Raw genomic sequence first — 18,264 nt, forward strand, 5'->3', positions numbered from 1 at the left:
CGAAACAAACGGGACGCGGACCGGAAACTGCCCAACGGCACGCTTTGCCGACATGACAGACGGTGCACGGCCGGCGACGCGACCGGGGCGCGGGCCCCGGGAGGTGGCGACCCACTGCCCGTACTGCGCCCTCCAGTGCGGCATGGTCCTGCGCGAGGAGGACGAGGCGGTAAGCGTGCTACCTCGCCAGTTCCCCACCAACCGGGGCGGCCTCTGCCAGAAGGGCTGGACCGCGCCGGAGCTGCTCAGCCACCCGGAACGGTTGACCAGTCCCCTGCTGCGCGACCCGGCCACCGGCGAGCTGCGCCCGGCCACCTGGGAAGCCGCGCTGGACCGGATCACCACCGGCCTTCGCGACGTGCAGGAGCGGCACGGCCGCGACGCGGTCGCCGTCTTCGGCGGCGGCGGGCTCACCAACGAGAAGGCGTACGCGTTGGGCCGGTTCGCCCGGGTGGCACTGGGCACCCGGCACATCGACTACAACGGACGGTTCTGCATGTCCTCGGCCGCGGCCGCCGGCATGCGGGCCTTCGGCGTGGACCGGGGACTGCCGTTCCCGCTGTCCGACCTGGGGCGGGCCGACACCCTGCTGCTGGTCGGGGCGAACCCGGCGGAGACCATGCCGCCGCTGGTGCGCTGGCTGACCGAGCACCGGGAGCGCGGCGGCAAGCTGATCGTGATCGACCCACGGGTGACCGCCACCGCCCGGCAGGCCGACCTGCACCTGCAACCGCTGCCCGGCACCGACCTGGCGGTGGCCAACGCGCTGCTGCACATCGCCCTGACCGAGGGGTACGTCGACGGTGACTACGTCGCCACCCGCACCACCGGGTTCACCCAGGTGCGCCGCACCGTGGCGGGCTGGTGGCCGGCCCGCGCCGAAGCGCTCTCCGGGGTACCCGTGGCCGACCTGGAGGAGACCGCACGCGCCCTCGGCACCGCCGAACGGGCGATCATCCTCACCGCCCGCGGCGCCGAGCAGCACGCCAAGGGCGTGGACACCGTCACCGGCTTCGTCAACCTCGCCCTCGCGCTCGGTCTGCCCGGCCGCCCCGGCTCCGGCTACGGCTGCCTGACCGGGCAGGGCAACGGCCAGGGTGGCCGGGAGCACGGGCAGAAGGCCGATCAGCTCCCCGGGTACCGCAAGATCGACGACCTGGAGGCCCGCGCCCACGTCGCGCGGGTCTGGGGGGTGCCCGCCGACGAGCTGCCCGGGCCGGGCGTGCCGGCGTACCAGCTGCTCGACTCGCTCGGCACCGACCAGGGGCCCCGGGCGCTGCTGGTGTTCGGCTCGAACCCGGTGGTCTCCGCACCCCGGGCCGCCCGGGTCGAGGGTCGTCTGCGCGACCTGGATCTGCTGGTCGTCGCCGACTTCCTGCTCTCCGAGACGGCGGCGCTGGCTGACGTGGTGCTGCCCACCGCCCAGTGGGCCGAGGAGGACGGCACGATGACCAACCTGGAAGGGCGGGTGCTGCGCCGCCGGGCGCTCCGTCCGCCTCCGGCGGGCGTCCGCACCGACCTGGAGATCCTGGCCGCCCTCTCCGCCCGGCTGCGCGGGTCGACACCGGCTGATCGCCCGGTGCGCGAGCGGCCCACCGACTCGACGGCGGGCGGCCGACCGAGCGAGGCGGAGGCGGCGGACCCGCGCGTGGTCTTCGCCGAGCTGCGCCGAGCCTCGGCCGGCGGCATCGCCGACTACGCCGGGATCAGCTGGGACCGGATCGACGCCTCGGACGGCGTCTTCTGGCCGTGCCCCGACGACGACGGGCCCGATTCCCCCCGACTGTTCACCGAGCGCTTCGCCACTCCCGACGGGCTGGCCCGGTTCCACCCGGTGGAGCACCGGCCGGCGGCCGAGGAGGTCTGCGCCGACTATCCGCTGCACTTCACCACCGGCCGGGTGCTCGCGCAGTACCAGTCCGGCACTCAGACGCGCCGGGTAGCCGCGCTGCGGCGGGCCGCACCCGAGGCGTTCGTGGAGCTGCATCCGGATCTCGCCGAGCGGCTGGGCGTCACCGACGGCGAGCCGGTACGGGTGCTCTCGCGACGCGGCGAGTTCCAGGCACCGGCCCGGCTGAGCCCGGGCATCCGGGCGGACACCGTCTTCGCGCCGTTCCACTGGGGTGGGCCGGCCCGGGCGAACTCCGTCACCAACGACGCCGTCGACCCGGTCTCCGGGATGCCGGAGTTCAAGATCTGCGCGGTACGGGTGGAGCGGGCATGACCGGGCACAGCGAACGGGTCGTGGTGGTCGGCAACGGGATGGCCGGCGCCCGGGTGGCGGCGGAACTGCACGCCCGGGGCGAGGACCTGAAGGTGACCGTGCTCGGCGCGGAACCGCACCCCGCGTACAACCGGATCATGCTGTCCACCCTGCTCACCGGCAAGATCGGCGAGTCGGACGTGGAGTTGGCAGAGGTCGCCGGACGCGGCGTCGACCTGCGCACCGGGGTGACGGTCAACGCGATCGACCGGGCCACCGGCCAGGTACGCACCGACGACGGCGACCGGATCCCCTACGACCACCTGGTCCTCGCCACCGGCAGCCGGGCGGTGGTGCCCGCGCTGCCCGGGCTCGACCCGGAGCACCTGCCGGAACGGGTGATCCCGTTCCGCACCCTGGACGACTGCCGACGCATCCTCGCCCTCACCGGCACCGCCCGGCGCGCCCTGGTGCTCGGTGGCGGGCTGCTCGGCCTGGAGGCCGCCCGTGGGCTGGCGCTGCGCGGGCTTGACGTGGGCGTGGTGCACCGGGTGCCGTACCTGATGGACCGTCAACTCGACCCGGCCGCCGGCGCCATGCTCGCCGGCACCCTCGCCGGTCTCGGTGTGACCACCCACGTGGCGGTGGAGCCGACCGCCGTACGAGCCGACGCCGCAGGGGTACGGCTGGAGTTGTCCGACGGTCGCTCGCTCGACGCCGACCTGCTGGTACTCGCCTGCGGCGTACGCCCCGACACCGCCCTCGCCACCGCGGCCGGCCTGGCCGTGGACCGGGGGGTGCTGGTCGACGACCGGCTGCGCACCAGCGACCGGCGGATCTCCGCGATCGGCGACTGCGCGCAGCACGACGGCACGCTCACCGGCCTGGTGGCACCGGCCTGGGCACAGGCGCGGGTGGTGGCCCAGTTGGTGACCGGGCAGGACCCGCAGGCCCGGTACCGGCCGCGACCGGTGGTCACCCGGCTCAAAGCGGCCGGTATCGACCTCGCCGCGATGGGTGACCCGACGGGTGGTCCCGGCGAGGAGCTGACCTTCGCCGACCCGGCCCGAGGCACGTACGCCCGGCTGCGCATCCACGACGAACGGTTGGCCGCCGCGATCCTGCTCGGCGACAACCCCTCGGTCGGCACGGTGATCCAACTGTTCGACCGTGGTCACCCGGTGCCCACCGACCGGCGGGCGCTGCTGCTCGGCCGCGCCGTCGGCGGGGCCGTCGCGGCACCCGCCGCGTCACCGGCGCTGATGCCGGACGCGGCCACGGTCTGCCAGTGCAACACGGTGAGCAAGGGCGCCCTCGTGCGCTGCTGGCGGGACGGAGCCCGCACGGTCGACGCCGTGGTCGCGGCGACCCGGGCCGGCACCGGTTGCGGCAGCTGCCGCGACGCGGTCGCCGGCATCGTCGACTGGTTGTCCAGAACGGATCCCGTGGAGGTGGGGCGATGACCGGCGGCAACGTGGTCGTCATCGGCAACGGCATGGTCGGCCAGCGGTTCGTGGACGCGCTGCGGGCCCGCGACCCACAGGGGCTGTGGCGGGTCACGGTGCTCGCCGAGGAGAGCCGCCCGGCGTACGACCGGGTGCGGCTCTCGGCGTACTTCGACGGCGCCGACGAGCAGGACCTGAACCTGCACACCGCGCACGACGGCGTCCAGTTGCGCCTCGGCGAGCCGGCCACCGGCGTGGACCGGGACCGGCGGGTGGTCACCACGACCACCGGCGAGCACCCGTACGACGTGCTGGTGTTCGCCACCGGGTCGTACCCGTTCGTGCCGCCGGTGCCGGGGTCGGACCTGGCCGGCGTCTTCGTCTATCGCACGCTCGACGATCTCGCGGCCATCCGCCGGTACGCCAAGGACCGCCGCACCGGCGCGGTGATCGGCGGCGGGCTGCTCGGACTGGAGGCGGCGAACGCGCTGCGCCTGCTCGGGCTGACCACGAGCGTGGTGGAGTTCGCCCCACGGCTGATGCCGGTGCAGGTGGACACCGCCGGTGGCGCGATGCTCCGGCGCTACGTCGAGGACCTGGACGTGGCCTGCCACCTGGGCGTGGCGACCACCGCGCTGCGGCCGGACGCGGACGGAGCGGTGGCCGCCCTGGAACTCGCCGACGGCGCGGTGCTCGACGCCGACCTGGTGGTGGTGGCCGCCGGCATCCGGCCCCGCGACGAGCTGGCCCGGGCAGCCGGGCTCGACATCGGTCCACGCGGCGGGGTCCTGGTCGACGCCGCCTGCCGGAGCACGGACGAGCGGATCTACGCGGTCGGCGAGTGCGCGGCGGTCGACGGCACCTGCTACGGCCTGGTCGCCCCCGGTTACGCGATGGCCGAGGTGGTGGCCGACCGGCTGGTCGGTGGTGCCGCCACCTTCCCCGGTGCGGACACCGCCACCAAGCTCAAGCTGCTCGGCGTCGACGTCGCCTCGTTCGGCGACGCGCACGGTGCGACGCCCGGCTGCCTGGACGTCACCTGGACCGACCCGGCCGCTCGGGTGTACGCCAAACTCGTCCTCTCCGACGACGCGTCGACGCTGCTCGGCGGGGTGTTGGTCGGCGACGCCAGCGCGTATCCGACGCTGCGCGCCAGTGTCGGCGGGCCGCTGCCGGCCGCACCGCTGGCCCTGCTGGCCGGCGACGACGCGGTGGGCGCCACGGCGGGCACGCTGCCCGCGACCGCCCAGGTCTGCTCCTGTAACGCGGTGACCCGGGGCGACATCGACACGGCCATCGCCGACGGCTGCGCCGACGTGGCCGCCCTGAAGGCCTGCACCCGGGCCGGGACGAGCTGCGGTTCCTGCGTACCGATGCTGAAGCAGTTGCTCGACGCGGCCGGCGTGGTCCAGTCGAAGGCGCTCTGCGAGCACTTCGACGTCAGCCGGCAGGAGCTGTTCGACATCGTCCGGGTACGCGGCATCCGGACGTTCTCCCGGCTGATCGCCGAGCACGGCCGGGGGCGCGGCTGTGACATCTGCAAACCGGTCGTCGCTTCGATCCTGGCCTCGCTCGGCTCCGGCCACATCCTCGACGGCGAGCAGGCCTCGTTGCAGGACACCAACGACCACTTCCTGGCGAACCTGCAACGCGACGGCAGCTACTCGGTGGTGCCCCGGATACCGGGCGGGGAGATCACCCCGGAGAAGCTGATCGTCATCGGCGAGGTGGCCCGCGACTTCAACCTCTACACGAAGATCACCGGTGGGCAGCGGATCGACCTGTTCGGCGCCCGGGTCGACCAGCTACCGCAGATCTGGCGCCGACTGGTGGACGCCGGGTTCGAGTCCGGGCACGCGTACGGCAAGGCGCTGCGCACGGTGAAGTCCTGCGTCGGCTCCACCTGGTGCCGCTACGGCGTGCAGGACTCGGTCGGCCTGGCCGTCGCCCTGGAGCTGCGCTACCGGGGCCTCCGCGCCCCGCACAAGATCAAATCTGCGGTCTCCGGCTGCGCGCGGGAATGCGCCGAGGCCCGCAGCAAGGACTTCGGTGTGATCGCCACGGAAACCGGTTGGAACCTCTACGTCGGCGGCAACGGTGGCTTCCGGCCCCGGCACGCCGACCTGTTCGCCACCGACCTGTCCACCGAAACGCTCGTCACGCTGATCGACAGGTTCCTGATGTACTACATCCGCACCGCCGACCGGCTGCAACGCACCGCCGCCTGGATCGAGGCGATGGACGGCGGCCTGGACCACCTCCGGGCGGTGATCGTGGACGACTCGCTCGGTCTCTGCGCCGAGCTCGACGCCGCGATGGCCCGGCACGTGCGGTCCTACTCGGACGAGTGGCGCGACGTGCTGGCCGACGCGGACCGGCTGCGCCGGTTCACCTCCTTCGTCAACGCGCCGGAGGTGCCCGACCCGTCGATCACCTTCGTCACCGAACGCGGACAACCGGTACCCGTCGGTGGGCATCCGTCCGGCGCGCAGGGCCGTCAACCGGTCGCGCTCGGCCTGCCGGAGGTGCGCCGATGACCGCCGCGACGGCACTGGGCTGGGTCACCGTCTGCCCGCTGGATCGCCTGGACCGGGACCGGGGCGTCGCCGCCCTGGTCGCCGGGGTGCAGGTGGCGATCTTCCGGACCGCGGACGGGCTGTACGCGATCGACAACCTCGACCCGGTCTCCGGGGCGTACGTGCTCTCCCGCGGCATCGTGGGCAGTCGGGGCGAGGTACCGACGGTCGCGTCGCCGCTGCACAAGCAGGTGTACGACCTGCGCACGGGGGATTGTCTCGACCTGCCGGGCGTTTCGGTCGCTCGGCACCAGATCCGTTGCCACAACGGCATGGTCGAGGTGCGGCTGCGACAGGAGGGCTGATGCGCGAGGAACTGGCCGGCTTCACCATCGGGGTGACCGCCGACCGGCGGCGAGACGAACTCGCCGCGCTGCTCCAACGGCGGGGCGCCCGGGTGGTGCTCGCCCCCGCCCTGCGGATCGTGCCGCTCGCGGACGACACCGAGCTGCGCGAGGCCACCCGTGCCTGCCTGGAACGGCCGCCCGACATTCTGATGGCCAACACCGGCATCGGGATGCGCGGCTGGCTGGAGGCCGCCGAGGGCTGGGGGCTCGCGGAGCCGCTGCGCGGGATCCTCGGTGACGCGTACGTGGTGGCCCGGGGCCCGAAGGCCCGCGGGGCGATCCGGGCGGCCGGTCTGTACGACCAGTGGTCACCGGCCTCGGAGAGCTGCGACGAGGTGGTCGATCACCTACGTCGACGGGGGGTGTCCGGTCAGGTGATCGCCATGCAGCTGCACGGCGAGCGGCAACCGGAGTGCACCCGCGCACTGGAGGAGGCCGGCGCCACGGTGATCGAGATTCCGGTCTACCGCTGGGCCCCACCGACCGATCCGGCGCCGCTGCACCGGCTGGTCGACCTGGTGGCGGGGCGGCTGGTCGACGCGGTCACCTTCACCTCGGCACCGGCGGTGGAGGCGCTGCTGCGTGCCTCCGGCGATCGCACCGAGGCGGTGCTGGACGCGCTGCGTACGGACGTGCTGGCCAGCTGCGTCGGACAGGTCACCGCCGAGCCGCTGGTCCGGCGCGGGGTGCCGGTGAGCGCGCCGAGCCGGGCCCGGCTCGGCGCGCTGGTCCGCACCATCGTCGACGAACTGCCCCGCCGTACGGTGACCATCAAGGTCGCCGGGCATCTGCTCACCCTGCGCGGTCACGCGGCGGTGGTCGACGGCGAGTTGCGACCGTTGGCCCCGGCGCCGATGGCGGTGCTGCGGGCGCTGGCGCAGACGCCGGGCCGGGTGCTGTCGCGTACCGCCCTGCTGCGGACGCTGCCGCGCGGGGCCGACGAGCACGCGGTGGAGATGGCGGTGGCCCGGCTGCGGGCCGGCCTGAAGGCGCCGCGGGTCGTGCAGACGGTGGTCAAGCGGGGCTACCGCCTGCGCGTCGACTGAGCCCGCCGGCCCGGCCGCGACCGGGCCGGCGGGTCACCGCCTATCCGACCGGGGTCGGGAAGCCGCGGTCGTGCTCGGCCTGCAGCCGCGCCATGGCGTGCTCGACGACGGTCACCAGGACCCGTTTGACCGACTCGCGCTGCCGGGCGTCGGTCATCACCAACGGCACGTCCGGCGAGATGGCCAACGCCTCGCGCACCTCGTCCAGCTCGTACTGGGGTGCGCCGTCGAACCGGTTGAGCGCGACCACGTACGGCAGGTTGCGGTTCTCGAAGTAGTCGAGCGGGGCGAACGCGTCGGTGATCCGGCGGGTGTCCACCAGCACCGCGGCGCCCACCGCACCTCGGATGATCTCGTCCCACATGAACCAGAACCGGGTCTGCCCAGGCGTGCCGAAGAGGTACAGGATCAGATCCTGCGCCATGGTGATCCGGCCGAAGTCCATGGCGACCGTGGTGGTCTCCTTGCCCGGCACCTTGGACGGGTCGTCGATGCCGACGCCGGCCGAGGTCATCACCGCCTCGGTGGTCAGCGGTGTGATCTCGGAGATCGCACCGACCAGCGTGGTCTTGCCGACACCGAAGCCACCCGCGACGACGATCTTCGCGGAGATGATTCCCCGGCTCTGGCGGGCCCCGGCGGGGTCATAGCTCGCGAAGTCCACTCAGCACCCTTCCCAGCATTTCCATCCGCTCCTCGAAACCTGTGGCGGGAGCGGCCGTCTGTAGCGTCAGCAGGCCCTCGGCCACCATGTCGGCGACCAGCACCCGGGCGACACCCAGCGGTAGCCGGGTGTACGCGGCGATCTCCGCCAGCGACTCGGGCCGGCCCTCGCAGACCGTGGCGATGCGATGCTTGTCGTGCCCGGCGAACCGTGATTCGGCGATCTGCGTGGGGCTGGCCACCAGCACCGCCTCCAGGGCGATGTCCTGCAACGGCTCGGTCCTGCCCCGGGTGACCGCGTACGGCCGCACCAGCGCACCCCGTGGGTCACGCTGCCGATCCATCCGCGATCACCTCCTCCGCCTTCCGCCGGTCCGGCGCACCGGTTACGACCGCACCGCGTCCCGGGGCAGCGGCACCAGCGCCGCACCGACCCGTTCCACGAGCAGTGCCATCTCGTAGCCCACCTGGCCGACGTCGCAGCTACGCGCCGCGAGCACCGCCATCGACGACCCGTCACTGATGGACATCAGGAACAGGTAGCCACTGTCCATTTCGATAACTGTCTGCAGGACCCCGCCGGCGCTGAACATCCGGGCGGCACCCTCGGTCAGGCTCACCACGCCGGAGGTGATCGCGGCGAGCTGATCCGCCCGATCCGTCGGCAGGTCCCGGGAGGAGGCGAGCAACAGCCCGTCCGCGGACACCGCCACGACGTGGGCGATGCCGGCCACGCTGTCGGCGAAGTTGCTGAGCAGCCAACCCATGTCCTGTATGGCCGCTGGCCTGTTCATCGGCTCGTCTCCTTGATCGAGGTGCTGTTCTGACTCGCTCCAGCCGTCCGACCACGCTGGACACCACGGTGGTACGCCGACAGCAGACCGCGTACCTCGTCGGGGGTCCGGCGGCCGTGCTCACGCCCGCGCGGCTCGATGCCGCCGGGCACGAGTTGTGCCTGGGGCACCCGCTTGGGCAGCCCCGACCGGGTCGTGCCGGCGGGGGTGGGCTCGGCCGCCCGGCTGGCCCGTGACCAGCCCTCGTCGGCCGCCGTCCGCCAGGCGTCGTCCTCCGGCTGGCCGGTTTCGGGCTGCCGGGCGGGCGGCGGTGGCGCGGACGGCGGTGGTGGCGCGGGCGAGGTCGGCGGCGCGCTCGGCGCCGGACCAGCCGTGCTGGCGGACGAGGAAGTGTACGACGGTGGCGGCGCGGGTGTCGCGGCGGCGGCCGCACCCGGCGTGCGGGTGGGCAACGGACTCCGTCCCCTGGTCGGCTCGACAGCGGGCGCCGGTGGGCTGGCGACCGCCTGCGGGGCCGGTTCGTCGAACTGCGGCCGGCTGAAGATCGTGGTGACGTCGTTGCCGTGCGAGCGGAACCAGACCGCCTCCATCTCGCGGAAGATCGGCGAATCGGAGGACTGCTCGGGTGGCACGGTGATCGGGCGCGTCGGGGGTGGTGCGGTCGCGGCCAGGCTGGCACCGAGCCCACGGAACCCGGAGCCGTCGGCATCGCCGCCACCGGCGTGCTGACCGGCGGCCGGAGCGAATCCCGCCGACGCGGTGCCGCCCGCACCCGCGACCGGTCCCACCGGTAGGCCGGGATCGGCGTGCTGGCCGTGGTTGCCGGCGCCCCGGTGCGACAGCGGGTCGAGGGTGGGCTGCGCAACCGTCGGTGAACCCGCGTTGAACCCGTTGAAGGCCGGCGGCGGTGTACGGGTCGGCGGCGGGTCGGCGGGGGCCGACTCCGTTCCCGGCCAGGGCGTGCCGGTGCCCGTACCGTTGTGCCACCGGTCGACCAGGGTCGCGGTGGTGCCGCGGCCGGTGACGCCGGCCGGATCGCCGCGGCCGACCGAGGCGAGCGGGTTCTGCTCGACCGCGAGCGGCTGCCGGGGTCGGGTGATCGCCTGGTCGCGACCGCGCAGGCTGGGCAGCACCACGGTGGCGGCGGGCAGGGTGACCTGTGCGACGGTGCCGCCCTCGACGTTGCGACGCAGCTCGACCCGGATGCCGTAGCGGGCCGCGAGCCGGCTCACCACCGCCAGACCCATCAGGCGGAACGCCGCGACGTCGACCGCGGAGGGCGCGGCGAGCCGGCGGTTGAGCGAGTCCAACTGCTCGTCGGTGAGGCCGAGACCACGGTCCTCGATCTGGATGAGCACGTAGTCCCGAATGCGCCGTCCGTCGGCCACCACGGTGGTGTTGGGCGGCGAGAAACGGGTGGCGTTGTCGAGCAGCTCGGCCACCAGCCGCACCACGTCGTTCACCGCGTGGGCCGCCACGGACACGTCGGTGTCGACGGTGCCGAACTCGATCCGGTTGTAGAGCTCCACCTCGGACTGCGCGGCCCGCAGCACGTCCACGAGCAGGGCGTCGTCGCGGCGCGGCACGGCCGAGTCGGCCCCGGCCAGCACGAGCAGGTTCTCGTCGTTGCGGCGCATCCGGGTGGCGAGGTGGTCGAGTTCGAACAGCTGCGCGAGCCGCTTCGGGTCCTCCTCACCGCGCTCGATCGCGTCCAGCTCGCCGATCATACGGTCGACCAGGGTCTGACTGCGTCGGGCCAGGTTGAGGAACATCGCCGAGACACTGGTCCGCAGGGCCGCCTGTTCGGCCGCGACCCGGACCGCCTCCCGGTGCACGACGTTGAAGGCCAGGGCGACCTGCCCCACCTCGTCGCGGTTGTTGAGCTGTATCGGGTCACGTACCTCGCGAACGATCTCGTCGACGCTGCCGTCGCTGACGTTGCCCATTCCCTGCAGCCGCCGCACCGCCTCCGGCAGGTCGTGGTTGGCCACCGAGAGCGCGCCCTCCCGCAGCCGGCGCAGGGAGTGGTTGAGCGAGCGGGCCAGCACCACGGCCAGGGTCACCGCGATGATCAGGGTGAGCAGCACCAGGGTGGTCTCGACGACAGCCTGCCGGATGACGTCCGAGCGGGCCTGCTCGGCCTGGGCCAGCAGGCGGTTCTCCAGCTCGATCTCGGCCCACCGCATCAGCTCGTTCACCGCGCCGATCGCCGCCGTGGCCTCCTGGGCGGTGAACGGCGCACGCTGGTTGACCGACCGGCTGAGGTCGGTGGCGATCCGGTCGGCCAGCACCACCGCGTCACCGGAGACGGTGCTCTCGACCAGGGCACGCTGTACCGGGTCGGCGGCGAGCGAGAAGGCCACCAGCGCCTCCTGCTGCCCGGTGAGAGTGGCCACGAAGGTGGAGAACTGCTCGTTGTCCAGCCGGCCGGCACTGAGTGCCGTGAAGGCGACCGCCTCCTCCTCGGCGACGGCCGCCTTGGCCCGGGCGAAGGCGGCGACCGCCCGCCGGGTGTCACCGACCTCCTCGCCGCCGGGCAACTGGGCCAGCCCGTCGCCGTAGGCGACCAGGTCGTCGAGGACCACGCCGTAGCGCAGCACCGCCTCGGCGACCTCCATCTGCTGGCGGGCGAGCACCTCCTGCCGGGTGCCGTCGAGGGTGTCCAGGTGCGCGTCGATGGCCGCGAGCCGGTCGCGGATCGCCGCCGGCGCGTCGCCCACCCGGGCCCGCTCCGCGCGGTACTCGTCGATCCGCTGCTGGGTCTCGCGGACCCGCAGGTTGTACGCGTCGGCCCGCTGTTGCGGTGCGGCGAGGTAGGCCGCCGCCGCCATCCGTTCGGCGTGCAGGTCGTTCGCCAGCGCGGAGACGTCGATGGACAGCGCCGTGAGGGCGCGGGACTGGCTCGCGTCGTAGGCGCCTTCGCCGACGGAGACCAGTCGGACCGTGGCCAGTGCGATGACCGCCGCCACCGGAACCACCAGGATCAGCGCCAGCTTGGACCGGATCCGGGCGTCGCGCAGCCGGGGCAGCCGACCGCCACTCCGCTGCGCGGCGTCACCACTGGCGGGCAGGGTCGTCGGTCCGGTGCTCACGACATCGCCTCCGTCGTTTTCTTCCCGCCAGAACCGCCGACCCAGGGGCCGAGCGACAGCCGGCGCCACGCGCGGCACGGCCGCGATTTCATCAGACGAGATCGTGTTTGGGAAGCCGCAGGAGGGCAGGAAACGGTCGGACGGCACGCAACCCGTGATCCGGTCAACTAATACCTACATTTCCACAGCACCCTGAACAGGGCATGTAACTCCAGAGTGGCCACGCGTGTCGCCACAGTGAGCATTTGAAAACATTTGGTTACACCAGCATGTGGGATCGGTGTCCCGAAACGCCTTCGCTGACCCGCTTGACCGCAGCGCCCGGCATTGGCAAGGTTTTGCAGGCTTCGCGCACACGGTACGGCAGAGCCGTCTCATTATCCACAGAGGACGGATGAGCCGCCGGTGACCGGGCCCCGCCCGTGCCGCATCAGGAGGACCCAGTTGACCCCGATCCGCTCCGCGACCGCCACGGCGCTCGTGTCGACCCTGCTCGCCACCACCCTCGTCGGCTGCCAGTTCGGCGGGGAGGAGCAGGACACGAGCCCGATCGTGATCGCCGCCGACCTGGAACTCTCCGGTGCCTCGGCCGGTGTCGGCGAGGCGTACCGACAGGCCCTGGAACTGAAGCGCGATCAGTTGAACGCCTCGGGCGCACTCAACGGCCGTACGGTCGAACTATTGTTCAAGGACAACCGCTCCGACGCCAGTGAGTCACTGCGCAACATCGTCGACTTCAGCAACGACAAACGGGTCACCGCCATCATCATGGGCGGCTGCAACGAATGCGCCCTCGGTGCGGTGCGCACGGTCAATGAGAACCAGATCCCGACCGTGGCACTCGCGGCGGCCGGTGCCGTGGTGAACCCGGTCGCGGACCGCCGCTACATGTTCAAACTGGCCCCAAACGCCGACGACAACGCCGCGGCCCTCACCGTCGAACTGCGCCGCCGCAACATCGACACGGTCGGCCTCCTGCGCAGCGACGACGCCTACGGCCAGGAGGGTGCCGCCGCACTGCGCCGCGAGTTCGACAAGGTCGACATCCGGGTGCTGGCCGAGGCGTCCGTCCGCGGCACCGACACGGAACTGGACGGGCAGGCCGGCCGGCTGACCGGCGCCGATCCCGACGCCCTGGTCATCTGGACCCCACCGGAGCAGGCGATGCTCGCCGCCAGCGCGGTCGATCGGGCCGACTACACCGGCGCCCTGTTCCTCGACGCCTCGGCCGCCGGCGACCTCTTCCTCGGCGAGGCCGCCCGGTCGGCCGAACGGGCCACCCTGGTCTTCACCCAGACGATGGTGATCGACGACGTGATCGCCACCACCCCCGCGAAGGCCGCCCGCCGTCAGTGGTTTCAGGACTACACCGCCCGGTACGGCGGCTACCACGGCTCTGCCTCGTTCGCCGCGGACGCCATCCAGCTCATCGCCGACGCGGAGCTGCGGGCCGGCGGCCCCGCCGGCGAGGTCGACCGGAAACGCCTCCGCGACGTGCTGGAGACGTCCCAGCTGGACGGCCTGTCCGGTCCGATCCGGATGACGCCGGACAACCACTCCGGGCTGATGCCGCAGGCGCTGACCACCCTGATCGCCCGCAACGGGCGGTGGCGGCTGGCCGGCTGATCTCCTGAGTGGCTGGTGTGGTCAGCGGCTGGAGGTGGTCTCCCGCAGCCAGGGCAGGCTGCGCCGCTCGATGAGCACCAGCGCGGCGTAGAGCACGATGCTGACCAGGGCGACCAGGATGATCGCGGCCCACGCGGTAGCGGTGTCGCCGATGCCGGCGTACTGCTGGATGACGTAACCGAGACCACCCTCGCCGGCCTGGAACTCGCCGATCACGGCACCGATCGCGGCGAGCGGCATGGCGACCTTGAGGCCCACGAAGATCTGCGGGAGCGCGGCGGGAAAGCGGACCTTGCGGAACGCCTGCCAACGGGAGGCGTTCCAGGACCGCACCAGTTCGGCGAGTTCGGCCGGCGTGGTGGTCAGCCCGGTGGCGGTGGACAGCACGATCGGGAAGAAGCAGAGCAGGAAGACCATGGTGAGGATCGGCTTCTGACCCCAGCCGAGCGCCACCACCAGCAGCGGCCCCAGGGTGATCTTGGGCACGGCGTTGACCGCGACCAGCAGCGGGGTGAACATCCGCTCGACCGTCCGGGAGGCCGCCAGCGCCAGGCCGATCAGCACCCCGGCCACCGCGGAGAGGGCGAAGCCGAGCAGGATCTCGCCGGTGGTGGCGACGGTGTGCTCCAACAGTCGGGCCGGCCGAGCGGAGAACGCCGTGAGCACGTCACCGGGTGGCGGCAGGGCGGCCGGGTGGATCAGCTCCAGCCGGGCCACCAGCCACCAGCCACCGAGTGCGAACAGCAACCCGGCGACCGGTAGCAGCGCGGCCATGGTGCCCGAGCGCAGGTCTCCCGCTCGCCACCGTCGGCCACCCGGTGCGGCCGGGGACTGCTCGGCCGCGAGCGTCGCCTCCGGCTGCCGTGGACGGACGTCGGTCATCGGATCCTCCTGCGTTCGGCGCATCGTCACGGGCGGGGAGCGGAGTACGCCGCACCGACGAACGCGGTGCGGCGTACTCCGTGCGGTACCGAGCGGCCTCAGGCCTTCGGTGCCAGGTTGAAGTCGATGATCTGGTCGGGGGTGAGGTCCGACTTGAGGGCGCCGGCGCCACGCAGGATCGCGATGCTCTTGGCGACCCGGCCGCTGTCCAGCGTGCCCAGTGCGGTGCCGGAGTTGCTGGAACGGACGTAGCCGGCCATCAACTGCAGCTCGGCGGCCGCCGCGGCGGGCACGACCGCCTCGGCGTTCTTGGCCAGGATCTCGGCCGCCTCCTGCGGGTTCGCCAAGGCGTACTCCAGGCCCTTGAGCAGCGCCTCGGTGAACTTCTTGACCTGCTCGGGCTTCTCGGTGGCGTACTGCTTGGAGGTGATCAGCACGTTGCCGTAGAGGTCCTGCATCACGTTGCTGTACGGCAGCATGACGGCCTCCTTCTTGGTCACCGCCTCGATGGTCGGCTGACCGACCACGAACTGCCCGATGCCGTCGACCGAACCGGAGGCCAGCGTGCCCATCAGGGTCTGCGCCTCGCCGTTGACCCACTTCACCTTGGTGTAGTCGATGCCGGCCATCCGGGCGTAGGTCGGGAACAGGTTGCGGACCACCGAGCCGGGCGTGTCGGCGAGAGTCTTGCCCTCCAGGTCCTTCGGGGTGGTGATGCCCGTGCCGTCCACGGTGGCGATGGCCGCCATGGTGCGCTGCTGGATCGCGGCCACCGCGACGAAGTCCTTGGCGTCACCGTTGCCGAGCTGGAGGAGTCCACCGGTCAGGTCGATCGGGCCGAAGTGCGCCTGACCGCCGACGACCGTCTGGATCACGGAGCCGGTGCCCTGCCCCGGCTTGATCTCGACTTCGAAGCCGGCGTCCTTGAAGTAGCCCTTCTCCTTGGCCACCCAGGCGTAGGCGTCGCGCCCGAAGTTGCCGAACGAGGTGAGGTACGTCACCTGCTCCAGGGACGAGCCGAGGTCGTTGCCGTCCGCGTCGTCCGAGCCGCTGCTGCACGCGGAGACCAGGGCGAGCGCGGTGGCCATCGTGGCCGCGGCGACCGTACGGGTCAGCCTTCTCATCAGTGCACCTTGTCCTTTCCAACCGGGGCCTCGGGGCCGCCGGAAGGGAGTTGTCGGGGCGGCACCGGCAGCCGGATGGAAGCCGACACCGCGTATCGAGGGGGACTCTCGCGGGCACAGCGTACGAGAACCCCACCTTTGCGACGCCAGGCGTACCGGGTTGCGGAACGGATACAAAGTGATGTCCACCCCGGACGGTGCGATACGGAACGCAGGCCGATAGCCTTTGCCCGTTCCTGACTTTCCACTCAGGGGAGGCCCGTCGGCGATGATCCGACTCTCCGAGGTGTCGCGCACCTTCGACGGCCGCGCCGGCCGGGTCGAGGCGTTGCGGGGCATCGACCTCGACGTCGCCGAGGGTGAGTTCGTCGCGGTACTCGGCCGCTCCGGGTGCGGCAAGTCCACGCTGCTGCGGCTGATCTCGGGCCTGATCCCGGTCACCTCCGGCGAGGTCACCGTCGCCGGCAAGCCGGTCACCGGACCGCGCCGGGACATCGCCATGCTGTTCCAGCGGCCGGCCCTGCTGCCGTGGCGCAGCGTGTTGGACAACGTCCTGCTGCCGGTGGAGATCTTCGGCTGGAAGCGGGCCGCCCACCGGGACCGGGCGCGGGACCTGCTCGAGGTGGCCGGGTTGTCCGGCTTCGAGAAGCGGCTGCCGCACGAGCTGTCCGGTGGCATGCAGCAACGGGTCGCGCTGTGCCGGTCGCTGATCGGCGACCCCCGGGTGATGTTGATGGACGAACCCTTCTCCGCGCTCGACGCGCTCACCCGTGAGGAACTCGCCGGCGAACTCCAGCGGGTGCACATGCGCAACGGCGCGACCGTCGTCTTCGTCACCCACTCCATCGACGAGGCGGTGCTGCTCGCCGACCGGGTGGTGGTGCTGAGCCCACGCCCCGGCCGGGTCCGCAAGGTCGTCGAGGTGACCATTCCGCGCCCGCGCACCCTGGGCCGCAACGCCCATCTCGCCGACGTCGCCCGGGTCAGTGCCGACCTGCACGAACTGCTGATGGAACGCGAACAGCCGGCGGGAGCCGGTACGGAGGTGGCGCGATGAGCGAGCGGAGCGAGCGAATCATTCGGCGCAGCGCCGTGGTGCCTCGTCGCGGCGCCGAGCGAAGCGAGGTGGCGCGATGAGCGAGCGCAGCGAGCGAATGCGGGTGGCTGTCTTCACGGAACCGCACCGTGGCGCCACCTACGACGACCAGCTCCGCTTCGCCCGCCTCGCCGAGGAGGGTGGCTTCGACGCCTTCCTCCGCGCCGACCACTACCAGGCCATGGGCGACGAACCGGCCCTGCCCGGTCCGACCGACGCCTGGCTGACCCTGGCGGCGCTCGCCCGGGAAACCAGCCGAATCCGGCTGGGCACCCTGGTCACCTCGGCGACGTTCCGGCTGCCCGGTCCACTCGCGGTGATGGTGGCTCAGGTCGACCAGATGAGCGGCGGTCGGGTCGAGCTGGGCATCGGCGCCGGCTGGTACGCCCGGGAGCACATCTCGTACGGCATCCCGTTCCCCGGCACCAGTGAACGATTCGACCGGCTCGCGGAACAGCTCGAAGTGATCACCGGGCTGTGGCGCACCCCGTCCGGCGAAACGTTCAGCTACGTCGGGGACCACTACCGGCTCACCGATTCGCCGGCCCTGCCCAAGCCGGTGCAGAGCCCGGGCCCTCCGGTGATCGTCGGGGGGCGCGGTCCCAAGCGCACCCCCGAGCTCGCCGCCCGCTACGCCGACGAGTTCAACGTCCCCTTCACCAGCGTCGAACAGGCTCGCGAGGCGTACGAGCGGGTTCAGGAGGCGAGTGAGCGGGTCGACCGCGCCGGCGGCGGGCGCCGGCCGCTGACGCTCTCCGCCGGCATCGTGGTGGCGATCGGGCGTACCGACAGCGAGGCCCGACGGCGAGCGGCGCCGCTGCACGTCAAGAGCGCCCTTCCGCCGGAGGATCCGGTGGTCGGCTCACCGCGGCAGCTGGTCGACCGGATCGGCGAGTTCGCCGCGATCGGCACCACCCGGGTGCATCTACGCCTGATCGACCTCACCGACCTGGACCACCTGGAGCTGATCGCCGCCGAGGTGCTCCCCAACCTGGACGGAACCCGATGACCGAGCTGCCACCCGACGTTCCCACGCCCGACTCCGAAGCCGGGCTCGGCCCGGTGGGCCAGGAGATCGTCTTCGACAACGACCGGGTGAGGGTCTGGCACATCCGGCTGGAGCCCGGTGAGCGCCAGCCGCTGCACCGGCACGACCTTCCCTATCTGGTGGTGGCCGTCCAGGGCGCGAAGAACGTCGTGCAGACGGTCGATGGTGTCAAGATCGACGCTGACGAGCCGACCGGCGGGGTGGTCTATCGCGATCCGGGTGCGGTGCACATGCTCACCAACGTCGGCGACACGACATACCTGGCCCGGCTGGTCGAGCTCAAGTAGACCCGCCGCGAGCAGGTCGTACGTCCGTACACGGC

General features: G+C 72.3%; 15 protein-coding genes. 9 read left to right on the top strand and 6 right to left on the bottom strand.

Translation table 11 applies throughout. The features are described 5' to 3' along the window. Window positions 1–52 precede the first annotated feature (52 nt). Genes O7605_RS06035 through O7605_RS06055 form a run of 5 tightly spaced genes read left to right on the top strand, consistent with a single transcriptional unit; the run spans window position 53 to window position 7,617 of the window. On the top strand, window positions 53–2,224 hold the full coding sequence (locus O7605_RS06035) for a molybdopterin oxidoreductase family protein (RefSeq protein ID WP_269738282.1): 2,172 nt from the start codon (window positions 53–55) through the stop codon (window positions 2,222–2,224). Continuing rightward, on the top strand, window positions 2,221–3,666 hold the full coding sequence (locus O7605_RS06040) for an FAD-dependent oxidoreductase (protein WP_269738283.1): 1,446 nt from the start codon (window positions 2,221–2,223) through the stop codon (window positions 3,664–3,666). The genes O7605_RS06035 and O7605_RS06040 overlap by 4 nt, the downstream gene beginning before the upstream one ends. Further along, on the top strand, window positions 3,663–6,185 hold the full coding sequence (gene nirB / locus O7605_RS06045; protein ID WP_269738284.1) for a nitrite reductase large subunit NirB: 2,523 nt from the start codon (window positions 3,663–3,665) through the stop codon (window positions 6,183–6,185). The genes O7605_RS06040 and nirB overlap by 4 nt, the downstream gene beginning before the upstream one ends. Further along, entirely contained in the window at window positions 6,182–6,529 is a 348-nt protein-coding gene (nirD, locus tag O7605_RS06050; RefSeq protein ID WP_164447857.1) for a nitrite reductase small subunit NirD, read from the top strand. Before nirB ends, nirD begins: the two co-directional genes overlap by 4 nt. Then, a complete protein-coding gene (locus O7605_RS06055; protein ID WP_269738285.1) occupies window positions 6,529–7,617 on the top strand; it encodes a uroporphyrinogen-III synthase in 1,089 nt (362 codons plus the stop codon). Before nirD ends, O7605_RS06055 begins: the two co-directional genes overlap by 1 nt. 40 nt (window positions 7,618–7,657) lie before the next feature. Here the strand turns inward: O7605_RS06055 and O7605_RS06060 are convergent, their stop codons facing one another. The 4 genes from O7605_RS06060 to O7605_RS06075 are packed head-to-tail and all read right to left on the bottom strand — an operon-like array spanning window position 7,658 to window position 12,166. After that, on the bottom strand, window positions 7,658–8,281 hold the full coding sequence (locus O7605_RS06060) for a GTP-binding protein (RefSeq protein WP_203997167.1): 624 nt from the start codon (window positions 8,279–8,281) through the stop codon (window positions 7,658–7,660). After that, window positions 8,262–8,624 (bottom strand): DUF742 domain-containing protein, encoded by a 363-nt coding sequence (locus O7605_RS06065; RefSeq protein WP_269738286.1) that lies wholly within the window; start codon window positions 8,622–8,624, stop codon window positions 8,262–8,264. Before O7605_RS06065 ends, O7605_RS06060 begins: the two co-directional genes overlap by 20 nt. A 42-nt stretch (window positions 8,625–8,666) precedes the next feature. After that, window positions 8,667–9,074: a roadblock/LC7 domain-containing protein gene (locus tag O7605_RS06070; RefSeq protein ID WP_099849649.1), complete on the bottom strand. Its 408-nt coding sequence runs from the start codon at window positions 9,072–9,074 to the stop codon at window positions 8,667–8,669. Continuing rightward, window positions 9,071–12,166: a sensor histidine kinase gene (locus O7605_RS06075; RefSeq protein ID WP_269738287.1), complete on the bottom strand. Its 3,096-nt coding sequence runs from the start codon at window positions 12,164–12,166 to the stop codon at window positions 9,071–9,073. Before O7605_RS06075 ends, O7605_RS06070 begins: the two co-directional genes overlap by 4 nt. Before the next feature lie 444 nt (window positions 12,167–12,610). Here O7605_RS06075 and O7605_RS06080 point away from each other — a divergent pair, with 444 nt between their 5' ends. Next, entirely contained in the window at window positions 12,611–13,792 is a 1,182-nt protein-coding gene (locus O7605_RS06080) for an ABC transporter substrate-binding protein (protein ID WP_269738288.1), read from the top strand. 21 nt (window positions 13,793–13,813) lie between these two features. Here O7605_RS06080 and O7605_RS06085 read toward each other — a convergent pair whose 3' ends face one another. Further along, the gene (locus tag O7605_RS06085; RefSeq protein WP_269738289.1) at window positions 13,814–14,674 is read right to left on the bottom strand and encodes an ABC transporter permease; all 861 of its coding nucleotides are present in this window, start codon (window positions 14,672–14,674) and stop codon (window positions 13,814–13,816) included. A 98-nt stretch (window positions 14,675–14,772) separates the two neighbouring features. Then, window positions 14,773–15,798, bottom strand: a complete 1,026-nt coding sequence (locus O7605_RS06090; RefSeq protein ID WP_269738290.1) for an ABC transporter substrate-binding protein — start codon at window positions 15,796–15,798, stop codon at window positions 14,773–14,775. 268 nt (window positions 15,799–16,066) lie between these two features. On the opposite strand from O7605_RS06090, the gene O7605_RS06095 reads away from it, so the two are divergent. The 3 genes from O7605_RS06095 to O7605_RS06105 all read left to right on the top strand — a co-directional run bounded on the left by O7605_RS06095 (window position 16,067) and on the right by O7605_RS06105 (window position 18,229). Then, the gene (locus tag O7605_RS06095) at window positions 16,067–16,855 is read left to right on the top strand and encodes an ABC transporter ATP-binding protein (RefSeq protein WP_269738291.1); all 789 of its coding nucleotides are present in this window, start codon (window positions 16,067–16,069) and stop codon (window positions 16,853–16,855) included. Between the two features lie 97 nt (window positions 16,856–16,952). Continuing rightward, window positions 16,953–17,903, top strand: coding sequence for an LLM class F420-dependent oxidoreductase (locus O7605_RS06100; protein WP_269738732.1), 951 nt, complete (start codon window positions 16,953–16,955; stop codon window positions 17,901–17,903). Further along, the gene (locus O7605_RS06105; protein WP_269738292.1) at window positions 17,900–18,229 is read left to right on the top strand and encodes a cupin; all 330 of its coding nucleotides are present in this window, start codon (window positions 17,900–17,902) and stop codon (window positions 18,227–18,229) included. The genes O7605_RS06100 and O7605_RS06105 overlap by 4 nt, the downstream gene beginning before the upstream one ends. Window positions 18,230–18,264: the final 35 nt, after the last annotated feature.

Origin of the sequence: Verrucosispora sp. WMMA2121, from assembly GCF_027460185.1 — a bacterium.
Classification (GTDB): Bacteria; Actinomycetota; Actinomycetes; order Mycobacteriales; family Micromonosporaceae; genus Micromonospora; species Micromonospora palythoicola.